Source organism: Rhizobium sp. Leaf306, from assembly GCF_001423425.1.
GTDB classification, from domain to species: domain Bacteria; phylum Pseudomonadota; class Alphaproteobacteria; order Rhizobiales; family Rhizobiaceae; genus Neorhizobium; species Neorhizobium soli.
Genome location: NZ_LMNX01000002.1, coordinates 1 through 13,548 on the forward strand (window position 1 = coordinate 1; position 13,548 = coordinate 13,548).

17 protein-coding genes and 1 pseudogene are annotated in these 13,548 nt (G+C 59.6%); 7 read left to right on the forward strand and 11 right to left on the reverse strand.

Annotated elements, in window-relative coordinates; all coding sequences use genetic code 11:
• Positions 1-223 (reverse strand): annotated as a pseudogene (locus ASG19_RS07775) (hypothetical protein); the annotation flags it as partial.
• A gap of 334 nt (positions 224-557) precedes the next feature.
• Between ASG19_RS07775 and ASG19_RS24195 the strand changes: the two are divergent.
• Both ASG19_RS24195 and ASG19_RS07780 read left to right on the forward strand, forming a co-directional pair.
• Positions 558-734 (forward strand): hypothetical protein, encoded by a 177-nt coding sequence (locus ASG19_RS24195; RefSeq protein WP_174196266.1) that lies wholly within the window; start codon positions 558-560, stop codon positions 732-734.
• Positions 735-998: 264 nt separating this feature from the next.
• Positions 999-1,796, forward strand: a complete 798-nt coding sequence (locus ASG19_RS07780; RefSeq protein ID WP_244476118.1) for a dienelactone hydrolase family protein — start codon at positions 999-1,001, stop codon at positions 1,794-1,796.
• Positions 1,797-1,823: 27 nt separating this feature from the next.
• Here the strand turns inward: ASG19_RS07780 and ASG19_RS07785 are convergent, their stop codons facing one another.
• A complete protein-coding gene (locus ASG19_RS07785) occupies positions 1,824-2,201 on the reverse strand; it encodes a GFA family protein (protein WP_062457783.1) in 378 nt (125 codons plus the stop codon).
• A gap of 189 nt (positions 2,202-2,390) precedes the next feature.
• Here ASG19_RS07785 and ASG19_RS07790 point away from each other — a divergent pair, with 189 nt between their 5' ends.
• Positions 2,391-2,807: a nuclear transport factor 2 family protein gene (locus ASG19_RS07790; RefSeq protein ID WP_062455021.1), complete on the forward strand. Its 417-nt coding sequence runs from the start codon at positions 2,391-2,393 to the stop codon at positions 2,805-2,807.
• A 50-nt stretch (positions 2,808-2,857) separates the two neighbouring features.
• On the opposite strand, the gene ASG19_RS07795 is transcribed toward ASG19_RS07790, so the two are convergent.
• From ASG19_RS07795 to ASG19_RS07825, 7 genes are all read right to left on the reverse strand, one after another.
• Positions 2,858-3,949: a sensor histidine kinase gene (locus ASG19_RS07795; RefSeq protein ID WP_244476119.1), complete on the reverse strand. Its 1,092-nt coding sequence runs from the start codon at positions 3,947-3,949 to the stop codon at positions 2,858-2,860.
• A 41-nt stretch (positions 3,950-3,990) separates the two neighbouring features.
• A complete protein-coding gene (locus ASG19_RS07800) occupies positions 3,991-4,362 on the reverse strand; it encodes a response regulator (protein WP_062455024.1) in 372 nt (123 codons plus the stop codon).
• On the reverse strand, positions 4,362-5,735 hold the full coding sequence (locus ASG19_RS07805) for a PAS domain-containing protein (protein ID WP_162238002.1): 1,374 nt from the start codon (positions 5,733-5,735) through the stop codon (positions 4,362-4,364). The genes ASG19_RS07800 and ASG19_RS07805 overlap by 1 nt, the downstream gene beginning before the upstream one ends.
• A 270-nt stretch (positions 5,736-6,005) precedes the next feature.
• A complete protein-coding gene (locus tag ASG19_RS07810) occupies positions 6,006-6,407 on the reverse strand; it encodes a DUF2177 family protein (protein ID WP_062455028.1) in 402 nt (133 codons plus the stop codon).
• A 111-nt stretch (positions 6,408-6,518) separates the two neighbouring features.
• Positions 6,519-7,043, reverse strand: coding sequence for a GXWXG domain-containing protein (locus ASG19_RS07815; protein ID WP_062455031.1), 525 nt, complete (start codon positions 7,041-7,043; stop codon positions 6,519-6,521).
• A 15-nt stretch (positions 7,044-7,058) separates the two neighbouring features.
• Positions 7,059-7,241: a hypothetical protein gene (locus ASG19_RS07820; RefSeq protein WP_062455032.1), complete on the reverse strand. Its 183-nt coding sequence runs from the start codon at positions 7,239-7,241 to the stop codon at positions 7,059-7,061.
• A 117-nt stretch (positions 7,242-7,358) separates the two neighbouring features.
• Positions 7,359-8,519 (reverse strand): NAD(P)/FAD-dependent oxidoreductase, encoded by a 1,161-nt coding sequence (locus tag ASG19_RS07825; protein WP_062455034.1) that lies wholly within the window; start codon positions 8,517-8,519, stop codon positions 7,359-7,361.
• 142 nt (positions 8,520-8,661) lie between these two features.
• Between ASG19_RS07825 and ASG19_RS07830 the strand changes: the two genes are divergently transcribed.
• Entirely contained in the window at positions 8,662-9,702 is a 1,041-nt protein-coding gene (locus tag ASG19_RS07830; RefSeq protein ID WP_062455036.1) for a phosphatidylglycerol lysyltransferase domain-containing protein, read from the forward strand.
• 7 nt (positions 9,703-9,709) lie between these two features.
• Here ASG19_RS07830 and ASG19_RS07835 read toward each other — a convergent pair whose 3' ends face one another.
• The gene (locus ASG19_RS07835) at positions 9,710-10,519 is read right to left on the reverse strand and encodes a formate/nitrite transporter family protein (RefSeq protein ID WP_062455038.1); all 810 of its coding nucleotides are present in this window, start codon (positions 10,517-10,519) and stop codon (positions 9,710-9,712) included.
• Positions 10,520-10,632: 113 nt separating this feature from the next.
• Positions 10,633-11,094: a MarR family transcriptional regulator gene (locus tag ASG19_RS07840; protein WP_082476256.1), complete on the reverse strand. Its 462-nt coding sequence runs from the start codon at positions 11,092-11,094 to the stop codon at positions 10,633-10,635.
• A 127-nt stretch (positions 11,095-11,221) separates the two neighbouring features.
• Here ASG19_RS07840 and ASG19_RS07845 point away from each other — a divergent pair, with 127 nt between their 5' ends.
• From ASG19_RS07845 to ASG19_RS07855, 3 genes are all read left to right on the forward strand, one after another.
• Positions 11,222-11,653 carry an organic hydroperoxide resistance protein gene (locus ASG19_RS07845; RefSeq protein WP_062455043.1) on the forward strand — a complete coding sequence of 144 codons (432 nt, stop codon included), beginning with the start codon at positions 11,222-11,224 and terminating at the stop codon, positions 11,651-11,653.
• Between the two features lie 262 nt (positions 11,654-11,915).
• Positions 11,916-12,968, forward strand: coding sequence for an alpha/beta hydrolase (locus ASG19_RS07850; RefSeq protein ID WP_200933887.1), 1,053 nt, complete (start codon positions 11,916-11,918; stop codon positions 12,966-12,968).
• Between the two features lie 11 nt (positions 12,969-12,979).
• Positions 12,980-13,507, forward strand: coding sequence for a DUF4142 domain-containing protein (locus tag ASG19_RS07855; protein ID WP_062455045.1), 528 nt, complete (start codon positions 12,980-12,982; stop codon positions 13,505-13,507).
• Positions 13,508-13,548: the final 41 nt, after the last annotated feature.

A 13,548-nucleotide genomic window follows, 5' to 3' on the forward strand; every position in this document is an offset into this window, starting at 1 on the left:
GAATTCGGTCTTCGACGTCGAATTCGGTCTTCGACGTCTCGGGCATCGCAAGCACAAGGCTGCCTCCATCGAGATCCAGCAACTTGCGCGAAGCGGCAGGCAGGCGCGCGCGGATCTCCAGCAGGATCCCCTTGGCGCGGACCGCCGAGCCGAGCGTTGCCTTGGGAGGCAGGGGCCACTGTTTAAACAGTTCCGGCCCCTCATTCGTCTTTTGTTTTGGCATCAAGGATAAATGGTCCGCGGGGTCACTAGCGTCAATGCCGTTGTTGGCTGAGACTTGGCCGATGCTGTGCGTTGTATGAAACACAGACGAAACGCTCTCATTTGGCTGTGTCGGCAAAGACTGTGCCTTCAACTTGTTAGGAACACATTCTCATGACATGGTCTGCGCATCGGCATTGCTGATGAGCGTCGGGCTATTCGATGTTCGCAACTGCCGCTTTCGCTTCCTACCTTTGACCACGGATGTACTGGCACCGGTGAATGAAGCGACGATGAGGAAGGTCGGTGCAATTTTGCCCGGCCTTTTTTCATTCTAAACATACCGAAAGACAATCATGAAAAAGACCGATGCGGCGCTGCTTCTCAAGAAGGCTGAGCGACAGATTGCAAATACCAGCGGCGGTGGTCATCTCGGTGGCACAAATCACGGCCAAGGCTATGATGCCAAGACGACCGGCGCGCACAGCCAAGGCCGCAAGGCGTCGCCCCGCGGCGGCCCTGCCAAGAAGTAAGCGAGCTACCAAACCATTGATCAGACCCGTCGTTCACCACGGCGGGTTTTGTCGTTTTAGGCGTTGGGTATTCTCCCCCTCTATCGCTTCCCGTCTTGTTTTGACGCCACCTCAGGCGATGCGGGACGCGGTTCGCACCGGCTGTGGCCGAACCGCCGCCGGACTGCACACGAAAGTGTAATCGCCGAGGGGCAATCGTTGCCGCGGGTTTCCGGAACGATTTGGGATGGCTGTGGTTTCGGGGGAGATCAATCAGGAATACCCATGCCGCGCCTGAACTTCGCCGTCCCGTTCACATCTGCATCCATCTTCTTGATGATGCTTCTGTCCAGCCCGGCTCATGCCCTGGATGCCTCGGGAACGCGCGCTGACCTGCGCGCGCCAAAACCGGTTGCAGGGCCGATCGAGGCGGGCGTCCCTCTTGTCGATCAGGCGAAAGGAGCCGTTGCCATCAAAACCTCTCAAACGAAACCGCGTCGTCTGGTGATTTTCCTGCACGGCATCAGAGGCTCCGGTTCGGTCATGGCGGCCATCGGCAATTCCTGGCAGTCAAGCCTGACGGACACGCGGTTCGTCGCGCCAGATGCGCCGTTTGCGCATCGGTCCGGCGGTCGTCAGTGGTTTGCGGTCGACGATCAGGTGCTGCGGCCGGACCGTATTGAGGGTGCCAGAAAGGCTTTCAACAGCCTGATGTCCGACATCGTCGAACGCGAAGGTTTCAAAGGTGATCTGGAAAGTGTCGCCTTTGTCGGCGTGTCTCAGGGTGCAATCATGGCGCTGGACGCCGTGTCCTCCGGGCGCTGGAAGGTCGGCGCAGTCATCAGTATCGCCGGCCTGTTGCCGCTGCCGCCCAAGGCCTCGGCCTCGAAGATACCGGTTCTTCTGATGCATGGCGAGGCGGATCAGACGATCCCGTCCGTGGCATCCGTTGCCGCCGCCGGCCAGCTGCGGGGCGCGGGTTACGACGTTACTTTGAAACTCTATCCCCAGGTCGGGCACACGATCTCGTCCGAAGAGGCGAGGCAAGCCGTGCTTTTTCTGCGCGACCGGTTTGATCGCTAGCAACAAGCGCGGGGCACCGCCCGGGAGCTAAGGTCGGTCCTCGTCAAACTGCTCCGCGTCCGGCAGCGCGGCAAGCCATGGCTCCCGTCGTTTGATCCAGAGTTCGTAGGTCGGCACTATACCCGAAGGCGCGTCGCGCAGGCTTCCGAGCTTGACCTCGGCTTCGTGCTCGTCGCAGGCGAAAAGCCTTGAACCGCACGACGGACAGAAGCGCCGTCCCCCTTGTTCGGCCGTCGTTCCTTCACTCAAGAAAGCATGAGCAGGCCAGATGCCGAAATAGGTGAAAGCCGATCCGCTCTCCTGACGGCAGTCGGTACAGTGACAGAGCCCAACCCGCGTGGGTTCGCCCGCCACACTGAATGTCACCTTGCCGCAGAGGCAACCACCCATTCGCACGACCGTCATGACGACCTCCTCCGGAATGCGCTTCGTCTTTGTCCGGAACATCATCGTCCGGTGCTGGTTCCAATTGCCAGAGGCAACCACCCATTCGCACGACCGTCATGACGACCTCCTCCGGAATGCGCTTCGTCTTTGTCCGGAACATCATCGTCCGGTGCTGGTTCCAATTGCAAGATCCAAGAAGGAACCGATATGACCCAACTGACCGACAATTTCATCGCTGCCCTTCATCGTCTGGAAAAGTCCAGCGACGTCGATACTATCGCCGGCCTGTTCCGCGACGATGCTGTCCTGTCCAACCCGTTGTCGATCCATGATTCAGCCGAGTCGGGAGCCGCACAGGCATTCTGGACGGCCTATCGCGCCGCGTTTTCAACGATCGAGTCCGAATTCATCAACGTCGTCGAAACCGATGGCGTCGCCATACTCGAATGGCGCAGCGATGCGGTTGTCGAGGGTCAGTCCGTAGCCTATTCAGGCGTCAGCGTTCTCGAAAGCGATGGCGAAAAGATCAAGTCGTTCCGGGCCTATTTCGATCCTCGCGAGCTTGTCGCTAAAGTCGATACCCGTGCGGTGGATGCAACGCCGAGCGACGTTGAGCCCGCCTGACTTTATGTCGAGATCGTCATCGCTGCCAAGTCCCGTCTGCCGAAGCCCCGTCAGACCAGGGCGGCAGCGTTCTCCCGGGCGCTGTTCAGGCGCCCGGTCTGGATCTTGCCATGAAGCTCGAACCGCACGCCGTCGAAATTGTAGAGGGTCTTGCCTTCGCCTTCAAAATACGCGGGCACGATCTTGTTGGTCAGCCGTGATCCAAATCCCGTCCTGGCCGGAGCCATTACGGGTGGGCCCCCGGTTTCCTGCCAGACCAAATGGAACGTCCCGTCCGCTGTGACTTCCCACGAAATTCCGATCCGCCCGGTCTCTGTGGATAAGGCCCCGTATTTCACGGCGTTTGTCGCAAGTTCGTACACCGCGAGCGAGAGTCCGATCGCCTGTTGCGATGCCACGTAGAGGTCCGGCCCGGAGATCACCGCACGATCGGACCGATCGAGATGCGCTGCGAGGGCTGCCTCGACAATTCCCCGGACGGGGGTGTTGTCGGCAGAATCGTGCAGAAGTTCCTGCGCGCTCCCAAGCGCGGCGATCCGGTCCGAGACGGTGGCCCTTGCCTGGTCGAGGCTGCTTGCCTGACGCAGCGTCGAGGAAACGACCGCGGCTGTTACCGCAAGCGTATTCTTGACGCGGTGAACGAGCTCGCGCTGCAATTCGCGCTGGTTCCTGCGGGCGAGCACTCCCGGCGTTGCGTCGAGGGCGATGTTGATCATGCCCTTGATCTCGCCCTTCTCGTAGAGCGGGCTGTAGGAAAAGGTCCAGAAGGTCTCTTCGTCGTATCCGTTGCGCCGCATCGTCAGAGGAAGTTCCTCGGCCCAGGTTCCGTCGCCCGACAGCGCCTGGTTGACGATAGGCTCGATATCCGGCCAGATTTCCGACCAGACCTGTTTGGCAGGCTGACCGAGGGCGCCGGCTTCCTTTGCGCCCAGAAGCGGTGCGTAGGCATCGTTATAGAGGATGTTGAGTTGCTCACCCCAGAACACGCAGATCGCATGCTTTTGGCCCAGCATCATTTCGATGACAGAGGTCAGCGCTTCGGACCATGACGAAATCGGTCCCAGCGATGTTGGCGACCAGTCGTATTCGGCCGTCAGCCTCGCCATGCGGCCGTTGCCAATTTTGGACAGAGGTCTTGTCATGTCATGGTTCTTTCGCGGTGGGCGATCTCGATGTACCTCATTCAGATCGTTGAAGATAATCCCAATTCGAAGAGCGCGACGCTGAGCTGGCGTTCCGAAATCGGTTTTGACAGGAAGCGTGCTCCCTGCGGCAAACTACCCTGATCGGGCGAGAAACGTCCAGAGATGACGATGATTCTGCATTCCGGCCACCGCGAAGCCGTGAGGTTTGCGAGTTTGATGCCGTTCATCGATCCCGGCATGTCGATATCCGTCAGCATCGCCTTGACCGGAATGCCGGCCTCCAGAAGCGCAAGCGCCTGATCGGCATTGGCGGCTTCGACGACATCGAAGCCGCTGTCGCTGAGGACGTCCGCCAGATCCATGCGGATCAGGCCGTCGTCTTCGACCACGAGGATGGGATGATGTTTCATCAATGTTCCTGCTGGAAACCCTGGAGGTCTGCGTCAATTCGGAAGGTGAGACCTGAAGGCTGGAATGTGAAGGCGACGGTACTGTCTGCGGTCCCGTTAAGCCCGGCATTGATCAGACGCAAACCGGAACCGGGGCCTTCAGGCTGTTGCACCGGCGGCCCGCCTGTCTCGGTCCAGATGAGTTCAAAACGATCCGATTTCGGACCGGCGATCTTCCACTGGATATTGACCCGCCCGTCCGGAAGCGAAAGGGCTCCGTATTTGACTGCATTCGTCGCCAGTTCGTGCAGGATCAACGAGAGAGAGAGGGAAGGGCGCGAGCCGACCTTGATATTCGTGCCTGTAACGGTGATGCGGGGATTTGCAGGGTCGTCGTGAAGGGACGTCATCTTGTCGACGAGCTGCGTGACAGTCGAGGCGCCCATACCGCCCAGCAGAATGGTATCGTGGGCGGCGCTGAGGACGGCGATCCGGTCCGATAGGCGGACCCTGGCGCTGGCGAGGTCTGTCGAATTTCTAAGCGTCTGCGATGCGATCGCCTGCACCATTGCAAGCTGGTTTTTCAGGCGGTGCCCCAGTTCATGCGACAGCTGTGCCTGTTTTTCCTCCTCCGCTCGAAGCTCCGTGACATCGATTGCCTGAACGAGAATGCCGATGACCTTGCCGTCGTCCTCCACCATGGGCTGATAGGCGAGATCGATGACCCGGTCCTGCTTTTCGCCGGCGGTTCCTCTGTTCAATTCGATCCGAAGGTTTTTCGCAACGAAGGGTTCGCCCGTCTGGTAAACTCTGTCGAGGATGTCGATGTAACCCTGACGGACCACTTCCGACACGGCCTCGGCGACCGTCTTGCCGATGATGTCGCGGCCGCTGCCGATCATCGAGTAGTAGACTTCGTTGGCGTATTCAAAGACGTGATTGGGTCCGGTCAGCATGGCGATACCGCCGGGGCTGAGCTCGAAGACCTGCTCGAAGCGCTCCCGCAGGGTCCGTTCGGCGTTCCGTGCCGCCACGGTCGATGTCTGCTCGGTGCAGGCACAGAACATTCCCAGCACCGTTCCCCAGGGGTCTCGGACCGGCGTGTAGGAAAAGGCGAAATGTGTTTCTTCAGGAACGCCGTTGCGATGCATGACGAACTCGATATCGTCCATCGACGTACCCTGTCCGGCATAGGCTGCAGAAATGATCGGCTCCACCTGATCCCAGATGTCGTGCCACAGTTCGCCGAAGGGTTTTCCGAATGCGGCCGGATGCCGCTTGCCGCACATTTCGGCGTAGCCGTCGTTGTAGAGCGTCGTCTGTGAAGGGCCCCACACGATCAGCATCGGTTGCAGCGACCCGAGCATGACGTTCACCAGAGTCCGCAACTCCACGGCCCAGCGATCCTTCGGGCCTATATCTGAGGATTCCCAGTCATATACGTCGAATAGATTTCGACACTCTGGATTGGTTTCCAGCGTCAATTCCTTACCGTCCTTCATCAGCGCGCGCACAGGAACGCGGTTACCGGTCGTTTGTTCCAGGTGCTAGAAGAGTGTTCTACCGCCGCCCATAAATCATAACTTTCCCCTGCTTCCAATGGCTGGGAAGCAGGGAGCAACGACGGAGCTGCTTCGTACGGTGGCGGACTGAGCGGATCGAGCTCAGCTCATGGAGCGGGCGGCGATGTAACCGCAGGCGCTGGCGATGCCCGTCAGGACTGTTCCCCAGATCATGTCGATGATGACAAGCGAAGCCGGCCAGTTTTTCAGTGTCGAGAGATTGGTGATGTCATAGGTGCCGTAGGCGGCCAGACCGAGCAATGCGCCACATCCGATCGCAACCCACAAGGAACCTCCATCGAGACCCGGCTTTACCGCCAGGATGACGATCGCAACCGCGAAGAAGAGGTAGAAGATCGCAGCGATCCCGAGATTGGGAGAGGGAAGCATGAGGTCGCCGAGTTTTTCCCGGTACATCTTGCCGGCAACAAGGCCGAGCCACACAGCGTCGATTGCGAGAAAGGAAACGAGAGTGGCCACATAGGCAATGGCGAGAGATTTCATGAGGCGTTCCACATCAGGGTTGAAGTGCAGAGATAACCCTGTGTTGTTCACCTTGTTCCGCCCGACCAATGTGGTTGTGATCGCAGGCGGCGAGGACCGTTTGCGCAGCGGTCAATCGACGACTTTCTCGAGACGGAAATAATACCGGCGTGGGTCGCCTTCGACGACCATCTTGCCCGCGATCTCTGTATCGGAGATCCGCCGGAACATGTCGGTAATCGGTTGCTGGTCGTAGACCATCGCAGCAGTCAACACGTCGCGATCCATCCTGTTTTCCAGGGATGCGGTGGTGGATTTTGCGCGCACGCGCGGGCGTATGTGGGAAAACAGGTTCACCGCGCTCGAGGTGCGGCCGAACCTTGCAAGCCGGATCGCCCACCGGATGGGAAACACTTTCGGGTCGACTGCAACCAGCCTGCCCGGTGCGCCCTCAAACAGCAGCGCATCAGCCCGCCCGTCCGGATGGAAGCGCTTTCCGAACCAGCGCAGGTTTTCAAGGACGCCATCGAGCGGATGGTCGGACGGGTGGCCGCGGCCTCTCCACAGGCCGACCATGTCCTGAGGCCTGACCGGCTCAAGGGACGCGAACCACTCGGCGCTTTCATCCTGCAATGCCTGCGCTGGGCTTTTTGTCATTGTCTTCGCGGGTCCTCAGCCGCCGCCCGGCGAAACGCTCTCGTCATCCGTATCCGGCAACGAGCCCGTACCAGGCGTCTTGCTCTCATCCATCAATTCAGGCTTGGCGTGCGGACCGGCGACAGGGCTATCCGATGTCGCCGGCGCTTTCTTGCCAGTTTCTTCGACGGCTTCCTGAGCGTTCTTGTTATCGTCCATGATATCTCCCATTCGGCTGCTACTAGACTGTAGAGGCTCAGTCAGGAATGGGTGGGCACGGCAAAATGTTCCATGGGGGCCGTTGTCCGCCGCATCACCGGTTGGCAAAACTCTGTGTCAACGGCCTGAGCGCGCGTCCGTGTCCAGGCGCGATCGAATCGCGGCGGCCATCTCTACGGCTTCTTCTCTGGCATTGTGAAAATAGCTGATAAGGCCCGGCGTCATGCCGATGAACCAGAGGCCTGGAATATCAGGGCCGCTCGGGGATGGGACGTGACTGTTCTCGATGGCCAGTTCGCCAAGAAGCGATTGATGCTGCGCGCCGTAACCGGTCGCGTAGATGATCACATCCGGGGCTGTCACCACGCCGTTCTTGTGCAGAACGGTGCCGGCTTGCGTGAATTCGACAACTTCGCCGACAACCTTGATGCGGCCTTCACGTACGGCCTTGATAGCGCCGTCATCCACCGGGATCGCCACATGATCGCGGGCAAGCCGCGTTGCGGCCTTGTGCGATGATCTGGGAAACCCGAGCTTGGTCAGATCCCCGAAGGCCAAGCGTTCCGTCAGCGAGATCGCGATATCGACCACAGGCGTGGGAAGACGTGCCAGCCATGGCGAGAATTTATGGACGGCCACGCCGAACAACCGCTTGGGAAGAACCGATGAACCGGAGCGAACGGAAAACCAGCAGTCGGCCAGATCGACCTTCGCCAGGTGATTGGCAATGTCGAACCCCGAATTGCCGGCGCCGACGATCAGCACCCGCTTTCCCCGGTACTGCTTCGCATCCCCGAAGTCGCAAGCGTGTATGCTTTGTCCGCCGAAGTTTTCCGCACCCTTGAACAGAGGTTGCCACGGATCGCCATCGCGTCCTGTGGCGACCACGACGTTGCGGCACAAAACCGGACCGGCGGATGTTGCAAGATGGAAGACGCCGTCGCGTCTGCTCAACGCCTCAACCGAAACGCCGTGTTCAATATCAAGGGCGTTGTCACGGGCAAACTGTGCCAGATGAGCGGCAACAACGTCCCGTTTGGGAAAAGCCGAGGTTCCGCTCGGGTATTGCAGCCCCGGCATGTGGGAAATGTCGCGATGCGTGTTGAGAGAGAGCTGCGGATGGCGCTTGCGCCAGGTCGATCCGACCTGCTCTTCACGGGCAATGATTCGGGCGCGGATGCCGCGCCTTCCCAGCTCATAGGCGGCGGTCATTCCAGAAAGCCCGGCACCAATGACCACGACATCTTCGATTTGGAGAGGCTCAGCGGGCAGATTCATGGCCAGACAATGCTGAAAAACATGCGCTGCTGCAACACCCAATCCTGAAACAGCGGGGAGATGCCCTCCCAGTTTAGAATATCTCTATGTACCGTAAGACGCGCATGCCAAAAGTACGGACATCGACTTTGAGGAAAATCGTATGGCAGGCCTCCGCGGGTATATCGACTCGGTTCTTGACCGTGGCCTTCCGAATCTCGCGTCCGCTCAGTTGTCAGATGAACGCAGGATGGAGCTTTGCCGGCAACACGGCGACTTCTCGCTGGCGTATTCGACGGCGGTTCAGAAGAACCTCAGCCACTTCGGCGACGACAAGGGATATATCGCCTACGCGACGAAGATGGGGCACATGTTTGCCTTGGGCGATCCTGTCGCCGACAAGGCCGATCGTGCCCGGTACGTGTCTGATTTCGTCGCAGCGGCCGAACGTCCCTGTTTCGTGCAGATCGGCCGGCAGACGGCAGAGACACTGTCTCGGCTCGGCTACCGGATCAATCAGATGGGCGTCGATACCCATCTCGTGCTCAACGAGCATTCGTTTGCCGGAAAGAAGAACGAGACGGTCCGCTATTCGGAGCGGTGGCTGCTGAAGAACGGTTACCGGATTGTCGAGTGTGACGGCAGTCTGGCCAGGCCCGACCAGATCAAGGCCGTTTCCGAAGAATGGCGCGCTGGCCGCATCGTCCGTCGGCGGGAAATGTGTTTCCTGAACAGGCCGTTCAAAGCCGAGCTGTCGGCGCATATGCGCCGGTTCCTGATCCTCGATCCGCAAGGCGAAACCATCGCCGTGCTCGATTTCGATCCGATTTTCGATGCGGGGCAGGTGACGGGATACACGTCCACGTTCAAGCGGAAGAAGACAGGGACGACCCCGCATGCCGAGATCGGTCTGACGAAGTTTGCGACGGACCGCTTCAGGGAAGAGGGCAGGTCGCTGGTGACGCTTGGGCTTTCGCCCCTTGCGGCGATCACGACAAGCGGGTTTGCGGAAAGCGCGTTCTGGCGCGGCAGGTTCGAATATGCCTACAAGTCGCCGGCCATCAACAAGAGGATCTTCAACCTGCAGGGACAGGCGGCATTCAAGCGCCGGTTCCATGGCGCCGAAGAGCCGACCTACATCGCCTTCAAGCGTCGCAGCCCGCTGGAGATGCTTGCTCTTTTGAGACTGCTCAAGACCCTCTGAGCCGAGGTCACTTCTTAGCCGGCTTTCCGTAAGCCGCAGAATAGGCGAGGGCCACGAAGGCTCCGCCGATCACATTCCCGATCGTTGCCGGCAGCAAGTTGCCGAAGATGTCGCTGGTGCCCAACAGCGCCGTCGAGGGTTCAAGCATGCCCTGGACGAGAGTGGCATAGGTCAGCAGATACATGTTGGCGATGGAGTGCTCGAAGCCTGCCGCGACGAACGCTGCGACCGGCAGAAGCAGACCGAAAATCTTCTGCGTGACCGTATGGCCCGCATAGGCCAGCCAGACACCGAGACAGACAAGCGTGTTGGCAAGGATGCCGCTTGCAAGCGTTGTTGCGAACCCCTTGGCAGTCTTCGTTTCAGCAAGCTCGAATGCCGCGCGACCGACCGCTCCGTCGCCGGCCTCATGCAAGCCGGCGAAAACCGCGACGACAGCAAGCGCAATCGAACCGGCGAAGTTGGCCAGATAGACAGTCGTCAACGCCCCCGCCGCCCGGCCAGCGGGGATCCGTCCGGCAACCACCGGACCGATCATCAGTGTGTTGCCGGTGAACAATTCTGCGCCGGCGACCATCACCAGTGCGAGACCAAGCGAAAACACCGTGCCGGCGAGGATCTGCGCGACGCCGAAGGGAAGGCTGTCGGCGCCAGCCAGTGCCACTGTCGCAAACAGTCCACCGAAGCCGATGTAAATGCCGGCAAGCATGCCGAGAATGATCATCTTACTGAGGGGAAGGCCGGCTTTGTCCTCGCAGGCAGAAAAGACCGTCTCGCAAAGGTCGGGCGGTGGCGGCAGTGCATTGGTGTCCGACATGACATCCTCCTGTCGATCGTATCCGGCGAGGACGTAGATGAGACAGTTGACGGATCCGGGAAGGGCACGATCCCGTGAGCCTGTTTTGAGGAGGGTGTCGTGGGACTGCGTCCTTAAAGGTCCGACGTGGTTCCACTCAGTTTCGCGCTGAGAGCGTTTATGGTCGCCAAGGTCGCGTTGACTTGAGGCTGATCCATGCCGACGGCATCAACGATGCACTGCGTCACGGCGTCCGACTTCTCCTGCAGGGCGCGGCCTTTTTCCGTCAGGTAGATATCGACGCGGCGCTCGTCGTCGTCCCTGCGCATCTTTGTCACGAGACCCATCAGCGAAAGCCGCTTGATCAATGGCGTGGTCGTGCCGGAATCGACGCCGAGCCTTTGCGAGATCTCGCCCACGGAAAGGCTGCCCTCGCTCCACAAAAGCTTCATCGTGAGAAACTGCGGATAGGTCAGCCCCGTCGGCGCCAGCGCAGTCCGGTAGACCCGGTTGAAGGCCTGTTCGGCTCTATAGACGGCGAAGCACAGCATTTGGTCGAGTTCAACCGATGCCGGTTTTTCAGGGATATCTGTCATTCGCGCAATCTATATTGTGCGCAAGGTAATTGCAAGCAATTGACATGCACTGCCGAGCGCGATATCAATGGCGTGCAATTGAGTTGCGAATTAAGAAAATTGATCCGCCCCAACCCAGGAGAAGACTATGTCTGTCGACGCGAAGTACAAGACCAGCGCAACTGCATCCGGCGGTGGCCGTGACGGCAAGACGGCGCTTTCCGACGGGACGCTGGAACTGCAGCTGGTCGTGCCGAAGGAACTCGGTGGCCCCGGTGGTGATGGCGCCAATCCGGAGAAGCTGTTTGCACTTGGATATTCGGCCTGCTTCCTCGGCGCCCTGCGCGTCGGCGCTACGCAGCTGAAGACCAAGGTTCCGGATGGTTCGACCGTTGATGCAACCGTCGGCATTGGCCCGCGCTCGGAAGGCGGCTTTGGCATCACCGCTGCCCTGGATGTTTATCTGCCGGGTATGTCGGAAGCCGACGCACAGAAGCTCGTCGAAGTCACCCACGACATCTGCCCGTATTCCAACGCGATCAAGGCAAGCGTCGAAGTCGATTTTACGATCCGCACCTGATCGAAAACGGAAGTCGTTCGATTGGGAACATCCGATGGATGGCTCTGGAATAACGCCGCCCACCAGTAATTCTATCTGACAACTATCGCAGGCGGCCGGCAACGGTCGCCTGTCGGTTTTGGCCGCTACTCGCCGTCGCTGCACCCGGCAAGCGGTGTCCGCCGAAAATCAGCATCTGTAGATTAGCATCTGAAAAAACAGCATTATCTGGAACATAAGGCCCTCGTCCCGGTTAGCTAGCCATCTAAACCGGAGACCCAACATGAAGTCCTCAATGTTTGCGAAAGCACTTCCTCTCGCACTGGTAATGGCCGCCCCGCTTGCCGCCCCGTCGTTTGCGCAGGAGATTGCAAAAACCACCACAGATATGCAGGCCGTGCTCGACAAGCTTGGTGCGCTAGACGCCAAGCCGTTCTCGAGCTTGAGCGTTCCGGAAGCCCGCACACAGGCAAGCCCTGCCGATGCTGCGAAGGCTGTCCAGTGGGAAAAGCGCCTGTCGTCCAATCCCGAAGCGCAGGTGACCACCAAGGACATCACCATTCCGACGGCTGAAGGCGGTATCGCCGCGCGCGTCTACATGCCGGCCGGCAAGGGTCCGTTCCCCGTCGTCGTCTACTATCACGGCGGTGGCTGGGTGGTTGCCGACATCAACGTCTATGACGGCGCACCGCGCGCCCTTTCGCTCGGCGCTAAAGCCATCGTCGTATCGGTTGAGTATCGTCATGCGCCCGAGCACAAGTTCCCGGCTGCTCATAACGATGCCTGGACGGCGTATAAGTGGGTTGTCGAGAACATTCACGACATGAACGGCAACTCCGACAAGATCGCGGTTGCGGGCGAAAGCGCCGGCGGCAACCTCGCGGCCAACGTCGCCCTGATGGCCAAGGAGATGAAGGCGAAGCAGCCGGTTCACCAGCTTCTCGTCTACCCGGTCGCCGGCAACGACATGGAAACGGCGTCCTACAAGGAAAACGCCAATGCCAAGCCGCTCGGCAAGGCCGATATGGAATGGTTCGTGAAGAACACGGTCACGTCCATGGATGAGACCAAGGACCCGCGCATCAACCTCAACGGTCGCTCCGACCTTGCAGGCGTTGCTCCGGCAACCGTGATCCTCGCGCAGATCGATCCGCTGCGGTCCGACGGTGAAACCTATGCGTCCAAGCTCAAGGACGCCGGCGTTGCGGTAAATACCAAGACCTATAACGGCGTGACACACGAGTTCTTCGGCATGGGCAAGGTCGTTCCGGAAGCCAAGCAGGCACTGGATCTCGCCGTCGCCGATCTCATCGCAGCCTTCGACAAAGCCAAGTAAGGAGAGCCCCTATGAACAAGATGATTTCAGCCTCGCTCGTATCGCTCTCGCTTTTGATGTCCTCGGCAAGCTTTGCGGCACAGCCCGCCAGCGCCGACAAAGCCGCTGCCGCGTTCAACGTCGACAAGGCTTCCTTCGTCAAAGCCGTCACCAGTTCCAACGCCTTCGAGATCGAGTCGAGCAAGCTCGCCGAACAAAAGGCCAAGGATGCCGACGTGAAGAAGTTCGCGTCAGAGATGATCAAGGATCATACGATGGCGGGCGAAGAACTCAAAAAGGCGGCCAAGCTCGGAGACGAGGCACCGGTTATGTCGCCAAAGCACGCGGCCATGCTTGAAATGCTGAAGGGTGCATCTGACCAGGACTTCGAGCCGCTCTATATCGACATGCAGGCAACAGCGCATATGGAAGCGGTCAGCTTGTTTGCGACCTATGCCAAGGGCGGTGACGATGCGGCGGTCAAGGAGTTCGCGGCCAAGACTCTGCCGAAACTTGAAATGCACAAGATGCACGTGACGAAGCTCGTCGCGGCTCACTGAGGCGGGCAGCATCTGGAGCCTGCGTCCCAGCAGGCCGGGTG

Excerpts from the sequence above, each read along its gene's own strand:
- ASG19_RS24195 (WP_174196266.1), top strand. The coding sequence starts at position 558 with ATGAAAAAGACCGATGCGGCGCTGCTTCTCAAGAAGGCTGAGCGACAG.
- ASG19_RS07780 (WP_244476118.1), top strand. The coding sequence starts at position 999 with ATGCCGCGCCTGAACTTCGCCGTCCCGTTCACATCTGCATCCATCTTC.
- ASG19_RS07785 (WP_062457783.1), bottom strand. The coding sequence starts at position 2,201 with ATGACGGTCGTGCGAATGGGTGGTTGCCTCTGCGGCAAGGTGACATTC.
- ASG19_RS07790 (WP_062455021.1), top strand. The coding sequence starts at position 2,391 with ATGACCCAACTGACCGACAATTTCATCGCTGCCCTTCATCGTCTGGAA.
- ASG19_RS07795 (WP_244476119.1), bottom strand. The coding sequence starts at position 3,949 with ATGACAAGACCTCTGTCCAAAATTGGCAACGGCCGCATGGCGAGGCTG.
- ASG19_RS07800 (WP_062455024.1), bottom strand. The coding sequence starts at position 4,362 with ATGAAACATCATCCCATCCTCGTGGTCGAAGACGACGGCCTGATCCGC.
- ASG19_RS07810 (WP_062455028.1), bottom strand. The coding sequence starts at position 6,407 with ATGAAATCTCTCGCCATTGCCTATGTGGCCACTCTCGTTTCCTTTCTC.
- ASG19_RS07815 (WP_062455031.1), bottom strand. The coding sequence starts at position 7,043 with ATGACAAAAAGCCCAGCGCAGGCATTGCAGGATGAAAGCGCCGAGTGG.
- ASG19_RS07820 (WP_062455032.1), bottom strand. The coding sequence starts at position 7,241 with ATGGACGATAACAAGAACGCTCAGGAAGCCGTCGAAGAAACTGGCAAG.
- ASG19_RS07825 (WP_062455034.1), bottom strand. The coding sequence starts at position 8,519 with ATGAATCTGCCCGCTGAGCCTCTCCAAATCGAAGATGTCGTGGTCATT.
- ASG19_RS07830 (WP_062455036.1), top strand. The coding sequence starts at position 8,662 with ATGGCAGGCCTCCGCGGGTATATCGACTCGGTTCTTGACCGTGGCCTT.
- ASG19_RS07835 (WP_062455038.1), bottom strand. The coding sequence starts at position 10,519 with ATGTCGGACACCAATGCACTGCCGCCACCGCCCGACCTTTGCGAGACG.
- ASG19_RS07840 (WP_082476256.1), bottom strand. The coding sequence starts at position 11,094 with ATGACAGATATCCCTGAAAAACCGGCATCGGTTGAACTCGACCAAATG.
- ASG19_RS07845 (WP_062455043.1), top strand. The coding sequence starts at position 11,222 with ATGTCTGTCGACGCGAAGTACAAGACCAGCGCAACTGCATCCGGCGGT.
- ASG19_RS07850 (WP_200933887.1), top strand. The coding sequence starts at position 11,916 with ATGAAGTCCTCAATGTTTGCGAAAGCACTTCCTCTCGCACTGGTAATG.
- ASG19_RS07855 (WP_062455045.1), top strand. The coding sequence starts at position 12,980 with ATGAACAAGATGATTTCAGCCTCGCTCGTATCGCTCTCGCTTTTGATG.